The organism is Modestobacter lacusdianchii (assembly GCF_054177765.1).
The window spans coordinates 54,454-70,032 of record NZ_JBJJTJ010000014.1 but is presented as its reverse complement, the minus strand read 5'-3'; the positions used below and the strand labels follow the sequence as shown (position 1 = coordinate 70,032).

16 protein-coding genes are annotated in these 15,579 nt (G+C 75.2%); 9 read left to right on the top strand and 7 right to left on the bottom strand.

The window, feature by feature from the left end; genetic code table 11:
* The first annotated feature begins 73 nt into the window (after positions 1–73).
* Together purF and purM are read left to right on the top strand one after the other, a co-directional pair.
* Positions 74–1,630: an amidophosphoribosyltransferase gene (gene purF, locus ACJTNH_RS12205; protein WP_458175975.1), complete on the top strand. Its 1,557-nt coding sequence runs from the start codon at positions 74–76 to the stop codon at positions 1,628–1,630.
* Positions 1,627–2,694 carry a phosphoribosylformylglycinamidine cyclo-ligase gene (purM, locus tag ACJTNH_RS12200; protein ID WP_458175973.1) on the top strand — a complete coding sequence of 356 codons (1,068 nt, stop codon included), beginning with the start codon at positions 1,627–1,629 and terminating at the stop codon, positions 2,692–2,694. Before purF ends, purM begins: the two co-directional genes overlap by 4 nt.
* Before the next feature lie 143 nt (positions 2,695–2,837).
* Here purM and ACJTNH_RS12195 read toward each other — a convergent pair whose 3' ends face one another.
* Positions 2,838–3,053, bottom strand: coding sequence for a DUF3073 domain-containing protein (locus ACJTNH_RS12195; RefSeq protein ID WP_299952754.1), 216 nt, complete (start codon positions 3,051–3,053; stop codon positions 2,838–2,840).
* Between the two features lie 210 nt (positions 3,054–3,263).
* Positions 3,264–4,319 carry a Glu/Leu/Phe/Val family dehydrogenase gene (locus ACJTNH_RS12190; RefSeq protein ID WP_458176043.1) on the bottom strand — a complete coding sequence of 352 codons (1,056 nt, stop codon included), beginning with the start codon at positions 4,317–4,319 and terminating at the stop codon, positions 3,264–3,266.
* 277 nt (positions 4,320–4,596) lie between these two features.
* On the opposite strand from ACJTNH_RS12190, the gene ACJTNH_RS12185 reads away from it, so the two are divergent.
* The 4 genes from ACJTNH_RS12185 to ACJTNH_RS12170 all read left to right on the top strand — a co-directional run bounded on the left by ACJTNH_RS12185 (position 4,597) and on the right by ACJTNH_RS12170 (position 8,887).
* Positions 4,597–5,580 (top strand): substrate-binding domain-containing protein, encoded by a 984-nt coding sequence (locus ACJTNH_RS12185; protein ID WP_458175971.1) that lies wholly within the window; start codon positions 4,597–4,599, stop codon positions 5,578–5,580.
* A 173-nt stretch (positions 5,581–5,753) separates the two neighbouring features.
* The gene (locus ACJTNH_RS12180; RefSeq protein ID WP_458175969.1) at positions 5,754–6,638 is read left to right on the top strand and encodes an ABC transporter permease; all 885 of its coding nucleotides are present in this window, start codon (positions 5,754–5,756) and stop codon (positions 6,636–6,638) included.
* Complete coding sequence (locus ACJTNH_RS12175) at positions 6,635–7,459, top strand: ATP-binding cassette domain-containing protein (RefSeq protein ID WP_458175967.1); 825 nt, start codon at positions 6,635–6,637, stop codon at positions 7,457–7,459. Before ACJTNH_RS12180 ends, ACJTNH_RS12175 begins: the two co-directional genes overlap by 4 nt.
* 108 nt (positions 7,460–7,567) lie before the next feature.
* The gene (locus tag ACJTNH_RS12170) at positions 7,568–8,887 is read left to right on the top strand and encodes a M23 family metallopeptidase (RefSeq protein WP_458175965.1); all 1,320 of its coding nucleotides are present in this window, start codon (positions 7,568–7,570) and stop codon (positions 8,885–8,887) included.
* A 66-nt stretch (positions 8,888–8,953) separates the two neighbouring features.
* Here ACJTNH_RS12170 and ACJTNH_RS12165 read toward each other — a convergent pair whose 3' ends face one another.
* Positions 8,954–9,490: a hypothetical protein gene (locus ACJTNH_RS12165; protein WP_458175963.1), complete on the bottom strand. Its 537-nt coding sequence runs from the start codon at positions 9,488–9,490 to the stop codon at positions 8,954–8,956.
* A 132-nt stretch (positions 9,491–9,622) separates the two neighbouring features.
* Here ACJTNH_RS12165 and ACJTNH_RS12160 point away from each other — a divergent pair, with 132 nt between their 5' ends.
* Together ACJTNH_RS12160 and mftG are read left to right on the top strand one after the other, a co-directional pair.
* Positions 9,623–10,489, top strand: a complete 867-nt coding sequence (locus ACJTNH_RS12160) for an MBL fold metallo-hydrolase (RefSeq protein ID WP_458175961.1) — start codon at positions 9,623–9,625, stop codon at positions 10,487–10,489.
* An 18-nt stretch (positions 10,490–10,507) separates the two neighbouring features.
* Complete coding sequence (gene mftG, locus ACJTNH_RS12155; protein WP_458175959.1) at positions 10,508–12,124, top strand: mycofactocin dehydrogenase MftG; 1,617 nt, start codon at positions 10,508–10,510, stop codon at positions 12,122–12,124.
* Positions 12,125–12,131: 7 nt separating this feature from the next.
* On the opposite strand, the gene ACJTNH_RS12150 is transcribed toward mftG, so the two are convergent.
* The 4 genes from ACJTNH_RS12150 to ACJTNH_RS12135 all read right to left on the bottom strand — a co-directional run bounded on the left by ACJTNH_RS12150 (position 12,132) and on the right by ACJTNH_RS12135 (position 14,453).
* Positions 12,132–12,794 (bottom strand): hypothetical protein, encoded by a 663-nt coding sequence (locus ACJTNH_RS12150; protein ID WP_458175957.1) that lies wholly within the window; start codon positions 12,792–12,794, stop codon positions 12,132–12,134.
* Positions 12,794–13,414: a hypothetical protein gene (locus ACJTNH_RS12145; protein ID WP_458175955.1), complete on the bottom strand. Its 621-nt coding sequence runs from the start codon at positions 13,412–13,414 to the stop codon at positions 12,794–12,796. Before ACJTNH_RS12145 ends, ACJTNH_RS12150 begins: the two co-directional genes overlap by 1 nt.
* Before the next feature lie 70 nt (positions 13,415–13,484).
* Positions 13,485–13,694 (bottom strand): hypothetical protein, encoded by a 210-nt coding sequence (locus ACJTNH_RS12140; protein WP_458175953.1) that lies wholly within the window; start codon positions 13,692–13,694, stop codon positions 13,485–13,487.
* Between the two features lie 141 nt (positions 13,695–13,835).
* Entirely contained in the window at positions 13,836–14,453 is a 618-nt protein-coding gene (locus ACJTNH_RS12135) for a TetR/AcrR family transcriptional regulator (protein WP_458175951.1), read from the bottom strand.
* A 34-nt stretch (positions 14,454–14,487) separates the two neighbouring features.
* Here ACJTNH_RS12135 and ACJTNH_RS12130 point away from each other — a divergent pair, with 34 nt between their 5' ends.
* Entirely contained in the window at positions 14,488–15,552 is a 1,065-nt protein-coding gene (locus tag ACJTNH_RS12130; RefSeq protein ID WP_458175949.1) for a DUF3533 domain-containing protein, read from the top strand.
* The last annotated feature ends 27 nt before the right edge of the window (positions 15,553–15,579 follow it).

Here is a 15,579-nt window from a genome sequence, read left to right as displayed (position 1 = left end):
CCGGACGACGTCGTCCCCGCCCGAGTGATCGGTCCCACCCAGGCGGGGACGGCGCAGCCGGTACTCTCTGGGGGTGCCTCGCGGTGACGGACGGCTGACGCACGACCTCGACCCCCATTCCCCTGGTCCCCAGGACGCCTGTGGCGTCTTCGGGGTCTGGGCCCCGGGGGAGGAGGTCGCGAAGCTGACCTACTTCGGCCTGTACGCCCTCCAGCACCGCGGGCAGGAGGCGGCCGGCATCGCGGTGTCCGACGGCTCCTCCGTCGTGGTCTACAAGGACATGGGCCTGGTGAGCCAGGTCTTCGACGAGCCGACGCTGGGCAGCCTCCGCGGCCACATCGCCGTCGGGCACGCCCGGTACTCCACCACCGGCGCCTCCACCTGGGAGAACGCCCAGCCGACGTTCCGCACCACCGGTGCCGGCCCCGGCCTGGCGCTCTGCCACAACGGCAACCTGGTGAACACCGCCGAGCTGGCCAGTGCCGCCGCGGACGAGGGCGTGGCCGGGGCGTTCGTCGCGACCAACGACTCCGACCTGGTCACCTCGCTGATCGCGGCCAGGCCGGACGTGTCGGTCGAGGCGGCGGCGATGGAGGTGCTCCCGCGGCTGAGGGGCGCGTTCAGCCTCACCTTCATGGACGAGCACACGCTCTACGCCGCGCGCGACCCGCAGGGCGTGCGCCCGCTGGTGCTCGGCCGGCTCGAGCGCGGCTGGGTGGTCGCCAGCGAGACCGCCGCACTCGACATCTGCGGCGCCTCGTTCGTCCGTGAGGTCGAGCCCGGCGAGCTGATCGCCATCGACGAGGACGGGCTGCGCAGCCAGCACTTCGCGCCCGCCGACCCCAAGGGCTGCGTCTTCGAGTACGTCTACCTGGCCCGGCCCGACACCACGATCGCCGGCCGCGGCGTGCACGCCGCCCGGGTGGAGATCGGCCGCCGGCTGGCCAAGGAGCACCCGGTGGAGGCCGACCTGGTCATCCCGGTGCCCGAGTCCGGCACGCCGGCCGCGGTCGGCTACGCCGAGGCCTCCGGCATCCCCTACGGCCTGGGCCTGGTCAAGAACTCCTACGTCGGGCGCACCTTCATCCAGCCGAGCCAGACGATCCGCCAGCTGGGCATCCGGTTGAAGCTCAACCCGCTGCGCGACGTCATCCGCGGCAAGCGCCTGGTCGTCGTGGACGACTCGATCGTCCGCGGCAACACCCAGCGCGCGCTGATCCGGATGCTGCGCGAGGCGGGTGCGGTCGAGGTGCACGTGCGGATCGCCTCGCCGCCGGTGAAGTGGCCCTGCTTCTACGGCATCGACTTCGCCAGCCGGGCCGAGCTGGTGGCCAACGGCCTGGACGTCGACGGGGTGCGCGCCTCGATCAACGCCGACTCCCTGGGCTACGTCTCCGAGCAGGGGCTGATCGCCGCCACCGAGCAGCCGGCCAACCGGCTGTGCACCGCCTGCTTCACCGGCGAGTACCCGATCCCGCTGGCCGAGCCGGAGGTGCTGGGCAAGCACGTGCTGGAGGGCATCGGCCGTCGCGCGCTGGAGCCCGCCGCCGCGGTCACCGGCTGGACCGGGCAGCAGGCCGGCAGCCCCTCGCTGCCCGGCGGTGCCGACGACGCGCTGAGCCGGCCGTGAGCGGCGAGTACACCTACGCCGCCGCGGGCGTCGACATCGACGCCGGTGAGCGCGCCGTCACCCTGATGCGCACGGCGGTGGAACGGACCAACCGCCCCGAGGTCGTCGGGGGGCTGGGTGGCTTCGCCGGCCTCTTCGCCCTCGACACGGCGAAGTACCGCCGGCCGCTGCTGGCCTCCTCCACCGACGGCGTGGGCACCAAGATCGCCCTGGCCCGGGCGCTGGACCGGCACGACACCGTCGGCATCGACCTGGTCGCCATGGTCGTCGACGACCTGGTCGCCTGCGGCGCCGAACCGCTCTTCCTGCAGGACTACGTGGCCTGCGGCCGGGTCGTCCCCGAGCGGATCGCCGCCATCGTCACCGGCATCGCCGCCGGCTGCACCCAGGCCGGTGCCGCGCTGGTCGGCGGCGAGACCGCCGAGCACGGCGACCTCATGGACGCCGACGAGTACGACCTGGCCGCCACCGCCGTCGGGGTGGTCGAGGCCGACGCGGTGCTCGGCCCGGAGCGGGTGCGGGACGGCGACGCGGTCATCGCGATGGCGTCCTCGGGGTTCCACTCCAACGGCTACTCGCTGGTGCGCCGGGTCGTGGACCGCGCCGGGCTCGACCTCACCGCCACCCCCGCCGGGCTGACCCGGCCGCTGGGGGACGAGCTGCTCGAGCCGACCCGGATCTACGCACTGGACTGCCTGGCCCTGGTCGAGGCCCTCGGCGTCGAGACGGTGCACGCCTACGCGCACATCACCGGCGGCGGGCTGGCCGGCAACACCGCGCGCGTGGTGCCCGCCGGCCTGGAGGCCGTGCTGGACCGCAGCAGCTGGGTGCTGCCCCCGGCCGTCCGGCTGCTGGAGGAGCACGGCGTGCCGCGGGCGGAGTCCGAACGGGCCTTCAACTGCGGCGTCGGCATGGTGGCGGCCGTCGCCCCGGAGCACGCCGACCGGGCGGTCGCGCTGCTGACCGACCGCGGGGTGCCCGCATGGGTGGCCGGCACCATCGGCGCGACGGCCGACGCCGCCGACGGTGCGGACCGGGCCCGGCTGGTGGGCTCCTACCGCTGAACCGGCAGCAGCCCCGCACCTGACCCGGGGGGCCGGTGCGGGGCTGACGCCGTTCGGAGTGCACGCGCAGGGCGACACCGAGGCACCCTGCGGTGCCGTGGTGTCGCCCTGGAACGAGTCACTGGGCCCGGGGGCTCAGCTGGTCAACGGCTGGCAGCCCAGTCGTCGTCCTCGTCGTCCTGTGACCAAGCACCGGCGTACGGCTCTTCCTCGTCGTCGTCCTTCGGCCCCCGGGAGGGGAACGACGACGGCTGGCCAGCGAGCTCGCGCTGCAAGGCCGTGAGGTCGGTGTTGGGTGAGCTGTACTTGAGCTCACGGGCCACGCGTGTCTGCTTGGCCTTCGCTCGGCCGCGCCCCATGGCTCGACCCCCTCGTGACGGAGTTCGGGTCGCCCAGCACTGGGCTGGACGGCCCGTGTGGCGACCCCGACTGAGTGACTGTGTCCTGGGCCGAGCTTACGACACGTATCGGTCACGAGCACGCGTCCCACCCCCCAGCCCCCTCGTCGGGAGGTGATCCGTGACCCGGGTCTCACTCGGGACGGGCGCTGGGGCCCCTCCCGACGGGGTTCAGCGGGGCAGCCGGATGGTCGCCAGGCGGCCGACGGAGCGCATCCGCTCCTCGGCGAGCCGGTCGGCGGCGACCGCGGGGGAGACCCCCTCGGCGTCGGCGGCGGCGAACACCCGGAGCGCGACATCGAAGATCGAGGTGGCCTTCGCCTCGGCCCGGGCGAAGGAGAAGCCGTGCCGCTCGTCCTCGACCTGGATCACGCCGCCGGCGTTGACCAGGTAGTCGGGGGCGTAGAGCACGCCGCGGTCGAGCAGCAGCTGCGCCGTCCCCTCGTGGGCCAGCTGGTTGTTCGCGCCACCGCAGACGACCTCCGCGGGCAGCGCGGCGACCGTCTCGTCGTCCAGCGCGCCACCGAGGGCGCACGGGGCGTAGACGTCGTGCGGGGTGCGCACCAGGGTCTCGGTGTCGGCGACGGCGGTGACCTGCGGGTGCCGGGCGCGCACCCGCGCCACGGCGCCGGGGTCGACGTCGGTGACCAGGACGGAGGCACCGTCGGCGACCAGCCGGTCGACCAGCCAGCTGCCGACCTTGCCCACCCCGGCGACGGCGACCGTGCGGCCGGCCAGCGTGGGTGCGCCCCAGCGGTGCTGGGCGGCGGCGCGCATGCCCTGGAAGACGCCGAAGGCGGTGAGCACCGAGGAGTCGCCGCAGCCACCGAAGGCCTCGGACCGGCCGTGCGCGAAGCGGGTCTCCCGGGCGACGACGTCCAGGTCGGCGTTGTAGGTGCCCACGTCGCAGGCGGTCAGGTAGCGGCCGCCCAGGCTCTCCACGAACCGGCCGTAGGCCCGCAGCAGCGCCTCGGTCTTGTCGGTGCGCGGGTCGCCGATGATCACCGCCTTGCCGCCGCCCAGGTCGAGGCCGGCCAGGCTGTTCTTGTAGGCCATCGCCTTCGACAGCGCGAGCGCGTCGGCGACCGCGGCCTCCTCGGAGGCGTAGGGGAAGAAGCGGGTGCCGCCCAGCGCCGGGCCGAGCGCGGTGGAGTACACCGCGATCACCGCGCGCAGCCCCGACTCCGGGTCGGAGCAGAAGACGACCTGTTCATGCCCGGAGGCCATCACGTCCACGTCGGGCAGCCTAGGCGCGCGGCGGTCGCCCCACGCGCGCGTGCGCTCGCGCGTGGGGCCGGCGGGCAACGACCTGGTGTCGATCAGGAGGTCAGTGCCGTGTCCGGCGGCGCGGGCGGGCATGATCAGGGGCTGACGACAGGCACCGGCGCGGCCTGGTGCCGCAGACTGCCCCCAGGCGTCCCGAGTCCAGGGACGTGGGGGAGTGACCGGCGGGGCAGTGCTGCGCCGCCACACAGGAGCGACGACATTGAGGAACTGGCACACCATGGCTCGACCCACCCGGCTGCTCGCACTCGCCCTGGCGGCGCCCCTGCTGCTCGTCGGCTGCTCCACCGAGAACTCCGGCGGCGGGGACAGCGGTGGGGACAGCGGCGGGGCCTCGGCCTCGGGCGACCTGGACTTCGCCGTCGTCACCCACGGCTCGGCCGGGGACGCCTTCTGGGACGTCGTGCAGAACGGTGCGCAGGCCGCCGGTGACGACCTCGGGGTCGGGGTCGACTACCAGAGCGACGGCGACCCGCAGCGCCAGTCGCAGCTCATCGAGGCCGCGGTCAACCAGGACGTCGACGGCATCGTCGTCTCGATGGCCAACCCCGACGCCCTGCAGGACTCCATCTCCGCGGCGGTCGAGGCCGGCATCCCGGTGGTCACGATCAACTCCGGGGCCGCTGAGTCGGCCGAGTTCGGTGCGATCGGGCACGTCGGCCAGGACGAGACGATCGCCGGCATCGGCGCCGGGCAGCGGCTGGCCGCCGACGGCGCGCAGAACGTGCTGTGCGTCGTGCACGAGGCCGGCAACATCGGCCTGGAGCAGCGCTGCGCGGGTGCCTCCCAGGGGCTGGGCACCGACGTCCGGCTGCTGCAGGTGGACATCAACGACCTGCAGTCCGCGCAGTCGACGATCACCTCGCAGCTGCAGAGCGACGACTCGATCGACGCCGTCCTCACGCTGAACTCCGCGGTGGCACCGGTGGCGGCGGCCGCCGCCTCCGACGCCGGGGCCGACGTGGAGATCGCCACCTTCGACCTCAACGGCGACGTCATCTCCGCCATCCAGGACGGCACGGTGGCCTTCGCGGTCGACCAGCAGCAGTTCGAGCAGGGCTACCTGCCGATCGTCATGCTCAAGCTCTACGCGGAGAACCTGAACACCGTCGGTGGCGGCCAGCCCGTGCTCACCGGCCCGGGGATCGTCGACAGCGAGAACGTCGACGAGATCGCCGAGCTCGCATCGGCGGGCACCCGCTGAGCGCCACCAGCCAGGCGCCGGTCGACCGGACGGCGCGCACCGACGAGCGGATCGCCTCCGTCGGGCTCGGACGACGGCTGCTGGTCAAGCCGGAGATCGGGTCGCTGATCGGGGCGATCGCCATCCTGGCGTTCTTCTCCGCCCAGTCCGGCGTCTTCCGCTCGCTGAGCGGGGTGGCGAACTGGCTGGACGTCGCCTCGACGCTGGGGATCATGGCGGTCGCCGTCGCGCTGCTGATGATCGGCGGGCACTTCGACCTCTCCGCCGGCGTGATGACCGGCACGACCGCGCTGACGGTCGGGATCGTGGCGGTCGAGCTGGGGCAGAACATCTGGGTGGCGATCGCCGCGGCCGGTGTGCTGGCGCTGGCGATCGGCTTCCTCAACGGCTGGCTGGTGACCCGCACCGGCCTGCCCAGCTTCATCATCACGCTGGGCACCTTCCTGATGCTGCAGGGCCTGAACCTGGGGCTGACCAAGCTGTTCACCGGCACCGTCCAGGTGCGCGGGCTGGCCGACGCGCCCGGCTACCACTCCGCCGAGCTGGTGCTGGCCTCGACGATCAGCGTCTTCGGGCAGCCGTTCCGGATCGCGATCGTGTGGTGGCTGCTGCTCACCGCGGTGGCCAGCTGGGTGCTGCTGCGCACCCGGTTCGGCAACTGGGTGTTCGCCACCGGGGGCGACGACGTGGCCAGCCGCAACGTCGGCGTCCCGGCGCGGCGCACCACGATCGCGCTGTTCATGACCACCGCCGGGGCGGCCTGGCTGGTCGGCTCGATCACCGCCGTGCGGCTGACCTCGGTGCAGGCGAACACCGGCACCGGGCAGGAGCTGATCTACATCGTCGCGGCGGTGATCGGTGGGTGCCTGCTGACCGGTGGCTTCGGCTCGGCCGTCGGCGCGGCGCTCGGTGCGCTGATCTTCGGGATGACCCAGCAGGGGATCGTCTACCTCAACTGGGACGCCGATTGGTTCTACTTCTTCCTCGGCGCGATGCTGCTGCTCGCGGTGCTGACCAACCGGCTGGTGCGCCGCTACGCCGAGGCGGCCCGGCGATGACCGGGGCGACGCGCGCCACGGGCGGCGACCACGGGCAGGGCGCCCCGCTGCTGGAGCTGCGTGGCATCGGCAAGGACTTCGGCTCGGTCATCGCCCTGGACGGCATCTCCACCGCCGTCCGTGCGGGTGAGGTGACCTGCGTGCTCGGGGACAACGGCGCCGGCAAGTCGACGCTGATCAAGGTGCTGGCCGGGGTGCACCGCCCCACGCGCGGCGAGCTGCTGCTCGACGGGTCGCCGGTGGAGTTCGGGGCGCCGCGGGACGCGCTGGACGCGGGGATCGCCACGGTCTACCAGGACCTGGCGATGATCCCGCTGATGGCGATCTGGCGGAACTTCTTCCTGGGGTCGGAGCCGACCACGGGCTGGGGCCCGTTCCGCCGGTTCGACCGGGCCACCGCGAAGGAGGTGACCCGGCGTGAGCTGGCCGCGATGGGCATCGACATCCGCGACCCCGACCAGCCGGTGGGCACCCTCTCCGGCGGTGAGCGGCAGTCGGTGGCGATCGCCCGGGCGGTGCACTTCGGTGCCCGGGTGCTCATCCTCGACGAGCCGACGTCCGCGCTCGGGGTGAAGCAGGCGGGTGTGGTGCTGCGCTACATCGCCCAGGCGCGCGACCGGGGGCTGGGCGTGGTGTTCATCACCCACAACCCGCACCACGCGCACCCGGTGGGCGACCGGTTCCTGCTGCTCAACCGGGGGCGGAGCATGGGCGACTTCGCGAAGGGTGAGCTGAGCCGCGAGGAGCTGACCGAGATGATGGCCGGCGGTGACGAGCTGACCCGGCTCGCGGAGGAGCTGGAGCGTCCGCCAGGGGGCTGATGATCACCCGGCGTGATCTGAGCGTCGCGCCGCGTGTTGTCTTTGGGACTGGTGGTGCGGGTGCGACCCTCGAGGTGCTCACCCTTCCCCCTTCCCCAGGGAGCGACCATGTCGCAGCATCCGCTGCGCCCGACCCGGGGGCTCGCCGCGCGAGCCCCGGGACGCCCGCCCCGACGGCGCACCCCCCGGCTGGCGTCGGCGGCGCTGGCCACGGTGGTGGCGGCCGTGCTGGTCGGCGCCGGCGGCGGCACGGCGCAGGCTGCGCCGGAGAACCCGAGCGACGAGCAGATCACCGGCGCGCAGGCGGCCCAGGACGCCGCCGCCGCCGAGGTGGGCCGGATCGCCGGGCTGGTCGCTGCGACCGAGGCCCGGCTGCAGCAGGTGCAGTGGCAGGCCGAGGCCGCCGGCACCGCCTACCTGATCGCCGAGGAGGCCCGGCTGGCCGCTCAGGCCGTCGCCGACCAGGCCGCGGCCCAGCTGCAGGCGGCGACCGACGCCGTCGTCGCGGCCCAGGCCCGGATCGCGGAGTACTCGCGGGACACCTACAAGAACGGCGGGGACCTGCCCAGCGGGATGGCCCTGCTCGACGCCGAGGGCCCGACCGAGCTGGTGCAGAAGGCGGCCCTGCTCGCCTACGTCGGCGACCACCGGGTCGACGTCCTCGGCGTGCTGGAGTCCGCGCAGGTGCAGCAGGCCACCGCCGAGGCCGCGGCGCGCTCGGCCCGCGACGAGGCGGCCGGCGCCGAGGCGGCCGCGGCGGCGGCGAAGGCCGAGGCCGACGCCCAGCTGGCCGGCCAGCAGGCCGCCCTGGACGAGGTGGCGGCGCAGAAGGCGCAGCTGGAGCAGCAGCTGCAGGACGCCCAGGTGGCCCTCCTGCAGCTGCAGGGTGCGCGCAACGCCTACCAGACCTGGCTGGCCCAGAAGGCGGCCGAGGAGGAGGCCGCCCGGCTCGCCGAGGAGCGGGCGCGTGCCGCGGCCGCCGCGGCCGCCGCGGCCGAGGCCGAGGTCGCCGACTCCGGCGGCGCCGGGTACGTGCGCCCGGCCATCGGCCGCACCAGCAGCTGCTACGGCGCGCGCTGGGGGGTCACGCACCACGGCGTCGACATCGCCGCCCCGATCGGCACGCCGGTCTACGCCGCCGCCGCCGGGGTCGTGCAGCGCGCCGGCCCGGCCACCGGCTTCGGGCTCGCGGTCTACATCCGCGGGGACGACGGCGCGGTCACCGTCTACGGGCACGTCAACACCTACTCCGTCCGCGCCGGCGATCGGGTCGCGGCCGGCGAGCGGATCGCCGAGGTCGGCAACCGCGGTCAGTCGACCGGCCCGCACCTGCACTTCGAGGTGCACCCGGGCGGGGCGATGTACGGCGGGCAGGTCGACCCGGTGCCCTGGCTGCGGGCCCGCGGGATCAACATCAGCGGCTGCTGACCGCACCGCGGACGACGACGGCCCGGCACCTCGTGGAGAGGTGCCGGGCCGTCGTCGTCGGCGGGGTCAGCTGGTCGGGGCGGCACCCGCCCCCGGGCAGTTGGCCGTCACGTACTGCTCCACGTCGCCCTGGGCGGCGGTGGCGTCGGCGGTGAGCTGCTCGTACTGCTGCTGGAACTGGGCCAGCCCCTCGGGCGTGGTCAGGTCGGTGCTGGCCGCGCTGTCGGCGAGGCCGCCGAGCGAGTCGGAGAAGGCGGTCCAGGAGCCCTCGATCTCGGCCGGCGGGTCGACCGACTCGAACGCGTCCGTGGCCTGCTGCAGCAGCGCCGGCAGCTGGGCCGGGTCGTTGGCGCCCTGGAAGGCCGTGTCCAGCTCGGTGAAGACGCTCTGGGCCTGGCTGCAGAACGCCTGCACCTCCTCGTCGCTGGAGCCGCCGGCGGCCGAGGACCCCGACGCGCTCGAGGTGGCCGACGACGAGCCGCTGCCGGACGCCGACGAGGTGCTCGCCGACGACTCCGCGGAGTCGTCACCGCCGCACGCGGTCAGCAGGACGAGGGCCGCGGCGGCGGAGACCCCTGAGGCCAGGACGGGAGGAAGGCGCATGCGTCCACGCTAGCCGCCGGCCACGGACGGCCGGGGGCTGCCGGCGGGCGGCGGGGTGGCCGGTGGGGGGCGCGCGGGAGGCCGCCGGTGGGGAGCGCGCGGACGGCGGCCGGTGGGGATAGCGTCCAGCCGGTGAGCGCCCCCGTCGACCCGCGGACCGGCTGGGACCTGCCCGCGCCGGGTGCGATGGAACGGGTGGCGCAGCCCGAGCCCCTGGTGACCCGGGTGCTCGCCCCCAACCCCTCGCCGATGACCCTCGACGGCACCAACACCCACCTGGTGGGCGAGCCCGGGTCCGGTCAGGTCGTGGTCGTCGACCCCGGTCCCGACGACCCGGCGCACCTGGCCGCCGTCGAGGCCGCCGCCGGAGCACGCGGTGCGCGGGTGGTCGCGGTGCTGGTCACCCACCACCACGGCGACCACGCCGAGGCGGCCCAGCCGTGGGGCCGGCGGTTCGGCGCCCCGGTGGGCGCGGCCAGCCCGCAGGTCGCCGGCCCCGGCGGGCGCCTGCTGCAGCCGGGGGAGACCCTGCGGCTGGCCGGTACCACCGTGGAGGTCGTCGCCACCCCCGGGCACACCGCCGACCACCTGGCGTTCCGGCTCGCGTCCGGTGCGGTGCTGGTCGGCGACCACGTGCTGGGCCGTGGCACCTCGGTGGTCACCCACCCCGAGGGCGACGTGCTGGCCTACCTCGAGTCGCTGCGCCGGGTGCACGACCTGGGGCCCTCGGCCCTGTACTGCGGCCACGGTCCGGAGCTGACCGAGGACCCGGGCGCGGTGCTGCGCTTCTACCTCGCCCACCGGGCGCACCGGGAGCAGCAGCTGCTCGACGCGCTCACCGACGGACCCCGGACGGTGCCGGAGCTGGTCGCCACCGTCTACGCGGCGGTGCCGCGCAGCGTGTGGCCGGCCGCCGCCCAGTCGACCCGCGCCACGCTGGCCAAGCTGCGGGCCGAGGGCCGGGTGGTCGAGGACGGCGACCGGGTGCGCCGTGCCTGACCGCCGGACGGCACGGCGGTGACCGGCAGGGCGGTGACCGGCGACTGGGACGTCGTGGTCGTCGGTGCGGGCTCCGCCGGGTGCGTCCTGGCCGCCCGGCTCGTCGACGCCGGCCGCCGGGTCCTGCTGCTGGAGGCCGGTGCGGACCACCGCCGTCCGGAGGACTTCCCGGCGGTGCTGCGGGACGCCACCACGATGGGCGCGGCCACCCCGGGGCACCCGGCGAACTGGGAGCTGACCGGCGAGCTGACCGACGACCTGCGCTGGCCGGTGCCGAGGGGCCGGGTGCTGGGCGGGTCGAGTGCGCTCAACGGCACCTACTTCATGCGGGCCACCCGGGCCGACCTGGACGGCTGGGCCGCCGAGGGCAACGACCTGTGGTCCGCCGACGCGCTGCTGCCGGCCTTCCGCCGGTGCGAGGCCGACGCCGACTTCGGCCACCTGCCCGGGCACGGCGCGGCCGGGCCGCTGCCGGTCACCCGGGTGCACCGGTCGCACCCGGTGACCGACGCGTTCGCCGGTGCCTGCGACGCGCTCGGCTTCCCCGCGGAGCCGGACAAGAACGGCGATGGCCCGCCCGGGCACGGGCCGGTGCCCTTCACCGTCGCCGACGGGGTCCGGGTGAACACCGCGATGGCCTACCTGTCCCCGCGCCGAGGCGCCCCGGGGCTGACCGTCCGCGGCGGCGTCCGGGTCACCCGGGTGCTGGTGGAGCGCGGACGGGCGGTCGGGGTGCAGACCGACCACGGGCCGGTGCACGCCGCCGAGGTGGTCCTGGCGGCCGGGGCGGTCGGCTCACCGCACCTGCTGCTGCTGTCCGGGATCGGCCCGGCCGACCAGCTGCGGTCAGCGGGTGTCGAGGTGGTGGCCGACGTGCCCGGGGTGGGGCGGGACTTCACCGACCACCCCGACGTCTACGTCACCTGGCGGCCCGCCCGCCGCACGCCCATGTCGCGGGACCTCCTGCCGTTGGCCACCGCGCTGAACACCGCCGACCACCTCGAGGTCATGCCGTGGCTCAAGCCGTTCAGCCGGGTCATGCTGTCCCGCGCCTCGGGCCGGTCGGGCGCGGTCGACCTGCTGCGCCGTCCGCGGGCGACGCTGCGCGCGCTGCGCGGTGCCTCCCCGGCGCGGCTGCTGGACTCCGCCCGCCGGCGGGACGACCTCTACCTCGCGGTCGCCCTGCAGCAGGAGGAGAGCCGCGGGGAGATCACCCTGACCAGTGGCGACCCGCTGGCCCAGCCGCGGATCCGCTACCACTACCTGACCGCGGCGGCAGACCGGGAACGGCTGCGCGCGGGGGTCCGGCTGGCCGCCGAGCTGCTGCGCACACCGGCGTTCGCGCCGCTGGTGGCCGAGCGCACCGGCCTGCCCGACGCCGTCCTGGGCGACGACCGGGAGCTGGACCGCTGGGTCCGGACGCACCTGGCCACCGCGGTGCACCTGGCCGGCAGCGCCCGGATGGGGCCGGCGTCGGACCCGGGCGCGGTGGTCGACCAGCACCTGCGGGTGCGCGGGGTCGAGGGACTGCGGGTGGTGGACACCTCGGTGCTGCCCCGGGTGCCCTCCCGGGGGCCCGCGGCGACGGCGGTGGCCGTCGGCGAGCGGGCCGCCGAGCTGATGACCGCCGGCTGAGCGCGGGTCAGCCGCCGGCGTTGCGGGCGGCGTCGGCGACGGCCAGCGAGCGGTCCAGGTAGACGGCGTTGCCGCACAGCAGCCCGTGCAGCTCCCGGAACAACCGGTCGAGCACCGCGACCGGGTCGGCCTGGTGTCGAGTGTGCTGCGGGTCCCGGGCGGCCATCTCGGCCAGCCCCTCGGCCGCCTCGGCCAGCGTGGGCCACAGGTGGCCCCACTGCCAGAACTCGTAGGTCGCCGGGTGCACCTGGGCCAGCGGCGGCATGCCGAGCAGGCCGATGCCGTCGACGCCGGGCCGGTCGGCCGGCTGGCCGAGCCCGAGCAGCAGCGACTGCACCCGGTGGGTGCGGGCGAACTCGGCGGCGTCCTCGGACCCGGGGGTCAGCTCCACCACCAGGCCGCGCTCGACCAGGGTGTCCAGCACGGTGTCGCTGTCGGTCATGCCGGCCTCCAGCGCCGCCTCGCGCAGCGCCGACCGGGTCCACGGCTCGTCGTGCACCCGGTCGGGCAGCCCGTGCGCCAGCCGCCAGACGTCGGCGCTGGCCTGGCCGGGCAGCAGCGGGCTGTCCCAGCCGAGCCGGACGACCCAGTAGGCCGGTGGCGCGCCGCGGTGCTGGTGGAAGGGGCCCATCGGGTGGCCGAGGGGGAAGACCAGCGGTTCGGTGTACATCAGCTGACCGCCCAGGTGTCCAGGTGCACCGCGTTCGGTGTGAGCAGCCGGTGCAGGTCGCCCAGCAGCGAGGTGAGCAGCGCCTCCGGGTCGGTGGCGGTGGTGTCGGTGATCCCCACCCGGGCGGCGGTGGCCGCGGCGCCCTCGCAGGCGTGCCAGAGGCTCGTCTCCATGTGCGCCCACTCGAACAGGTCGTAGGCGGCGGCCGACAGCACGGCCAGCGGGCGGCCGGGCAGGCCGACGGAGTAGGCGTCGGGGGCCTCGGCGCTGTTGCCCAGCCCGAGCACCAGCGGCACCATCCGCACCCGGTCGGCGAGCGCCCGGGCCGACGCTGTGCCGGGCGCGGCGAGCGCCACGAGCCCCTGCTCGGCCAGCTCGGTCAGCCGGCGGCCGCAGTCGGGCAGGCCCACCGAGGCGGCCTGGTCGGCCAGGGCGTCGGGCGTCCAGGGGCGGGCCACGTGGTCGGCGGGGCCGTGCGCCATCGCCCAGACGCCGAACTCGGCGGAGGTGAGGCTGTGCAGGGCCGCGCCGACGCGGACGTCGAACTGGTCCACGACCGCGCGCACGCCGATCAGCTGCCCGATCGGGTAGACCTGCAGCGGGGGCGAGTCGCTGGTCATCGGGCGGAGCCTAACTGCACGGACGAGGTGACTCAGCCGGGACGGCGGTGACCGCCGGTGACCGCCGGGGTCAGCGGATCGCGCGGATCTGGGTGCTGGTGGTGGACAGCGGCGCCCACGCGTCGGGGTGGGGCTGTCCGGCGTCGGCCACCCAGGGGGTGGTGCGCGGGCCCGTCGTCTCGGTGCGGGTCGCCGGGCGCGCGCTGAGGTGCACGATCAGGGAGAGCAGCACGAACAGCCCGCCGAACACACCGGCGATGACCAAGAGCGTCGAGAGCATGTACTGGAAGTTAGTGGAGAGGACCGGTCCGTGTTCGGACCTGCGCCGGGCAGAAGTCACCGAAGATGGGGCCGCTGGTCCGGGGAGTCTGACAGTTGACGAGTCGACTCGTCGACCCCCCGGAGCGAGATGTGCCAGGGGTCAGGGCTGCTCGGGGTCCACCAGGTCGGCCAGCACCCGGGTCAGCAACCCGTCCGGGACGGCGGCCGGGTCGGGCAGCGCCTCCACCGCCAGCCCGTGGGTGAGGGCGATCAGCACCACGGTGAGCGACTCGGCGTCCCACCCGGTGCGCACCGGGTGGTCGGCGAGGAAGCGCCGCACCACCTCGGCGATCCGGGCCCGCAGGTCGCGGCGCGAGGCGACGAAGGCGCGGCGCACCTGCGGGTCGCGGACGGCGCGCTGCCAGAACTCCAGGAACAGCAGTTGCCAGGTGGTGTCCCGGGCGGTGAGCTGCGCGCCCACGGCGGCCAGTGCGCCGGGCAGGTCGGTGGTGGTGCGCAGGGCCGCCTCGACCTCCTCGACCCGCCGGGCGACCTCGGCGTCCATCAGGGCCAGGAACAGCTCGTCCTTGCTGCCGAAGCTGGAGTAGACCGCGCCCTTGGTGAAGCCCGCTGCCGCCGCGACCTGGTCCAGGCTGGCAGCGGAGAACCCGCGCTCGGCGAAGACCTGGCCGGCGGCGTGCAGCACCCGGGCGCGCACCTCGTCCTTGCGGGGGCGGGGTGTGCGCGGGGTCGCACCCGCAGGGCTCGTGCTGGTCACACCACCAGAGCATACTGATCGGTATCCAATACCGATGAGTATCGAGGAGGCCGGGATGGCCGGCGCACACGGACTGCACGAGGCTCCCCGGCGTGAGCTGCTGCCCGGCGTCACCCGCCGGGCCGCCGTCCTGGTCGTCGGGGTGCTGCTGCTCCAGCTGGGCTTCGTGCTCAGCTACGTCGGGGCGTTCCACGCCCCCACCCCGCGTGAGGTCCCGCTGGCCGTGGTGGCGCCGGACGGCGCACCGGCCGGGACGGCGGAGTCCGTCGTGGCGCAGCTGAACGGGCTGGACGGCGACCCGCTGGACGCCCGGGTCGCGGGCGGCGCGGCCGACGCCACCGAGCTGCTGCGCGACCGCGAGGTCGACGGCGTGCTGCTGCTGGGCGCCGGGGCCGAGGACACCCTGCAGGTCGCCGGCGCCGAGGGTGGTGCGGTGAGCTCGGCACTGGAGCAGGTGCTGACCGCCGCCGACGCCGCCCAGCAGCGCACGCTGACCACCGATGACGTGCTGCCCGCCGCCGCGGGCGACGCCCGCGGGCTGTCGGCCTTCTACCTCGCCGTCGGCTGGGTGGTCGGCGGCTACCTGGTCGCCTCCATCATCGGCGTCAGTGCCGGCTCCCGGCCGCTCACCCGGGGCCGCGGCGCCGTCCGGCTCGGGGCGCTGGCGGTCTACGCCGTCGTCTCCGGCGTCGGCGGCGCGCTGATCACCGGGCCCGTGCTCGACGTCTTCGACGGGCACCTGGTCGCACTGTCGGCCTTCGGTGCGCTGCTGGTCTTCGCCGTCGGCGCCTTCACCATGGCGTTGCAGGTCTGGACCGGGCTGCTCGGCATCGGCCTGGCGATCCTGCTGTTCGTCGTCCTGGGCAACCCCAGCGCCGGTGGCGCGTACCCGGCGCCGCTGCTGCCGCCGTTCTGGGCGGCGATCGGGCCGTGGCTGCCGCCGGGCGCCGGCACCGACGCCGTCCGCGGCATCGTCTACTTCGGCGGTGCCGGGGCCGGGCAGGCCTGCCTGGTGCTCGCGGCCTACGCCGTCCTCGGTCTGGTCGCCACCCTCGCCGGCTCCGGCCGCCACGCCTCCGCCCCCGCCGAGCCCGCGTGATGACGGCCCTCCTGCAGGGGCCCGCCA

Excerpts from the sequence above, each read along its gene's own strand:
- ACJTNH_RS12195 (WP_299952754.1), bottom strand. The coding sequence starts at position 3,053 with ATGGGGCGCGGCCGAGCGAAGGCCAAGCAGACACGCGTGGCCCGTGAG.
- ACJTNH_RS12190 (WP_458176043.1), bottom strand. The coding sequence starts at position 4,319 with ATGGCCTCCGGGCATGAACAGGTCGTCTTCTGCTCCGACCCGGAGTCG.
- ACJTNH_RS12185 (WP_458175971.1), top strand. The coding sequence starts at position 4,597 with ATGGCTCGACCCACCCGGCTGCTCGCACTCGCCCTGGCGGCGCCCCTG.
- ACJTNH_RS12175 (WP_458175967.1), top strand. The coding sequence starts at position 6,635 with ATGACCGGGGCGACGCGCGCCACGGGCGGCGACCACGGGCAGGGCGCC.
- ACJTNH_RS12170 (WP_458175965.1), top strand. The coding sequence starts at position 7,568 with ATGTCGCAGCATCCGCTGCGCCCGACCCGGGGGCTCGCCGCGCGAGCC.
- ACJTNH_RS12165 (WP_458175963.1), bottom strand. The coding sequence starts at position 9,490 with ATGCGCCTTCCTCCCGTCCTGGCCTCAGGGGTCTCCGCCGCCGCGGCC.
- ACJTNH_RS12150 (WP_458175957.1), bottom strand. The coding sequence starts at position 12,794 with ATGTACACCGAACCGCTGGTCTTCCCCCTCGGCCACCCGATGGGCCCC.
- ACJTNH_RS12145 (WP_458175955.1), bottom strand. The coding sequence starts at position 13,414 with ATGACCAGCGACTCGCCCCCGCTGCAGGTCTACCCGATCGGGCAGCTG.
- ACJTNH_RS12140 (WP_458175953.1), bottom strand. The coding sequence starts at position 13,694 with ATGCTCTCGACGCTCTTGGTCATCGCCGGTGTGTTCGGCGGGCTGTTC.
- ACJTNH_RS12130 (WP_458175949.1), top strand. The coding sequence starts at position 14,488 with ATGAGTATCGAGGAGGCCGGGATGGCCGGCGCACACGGACTGCACGAG.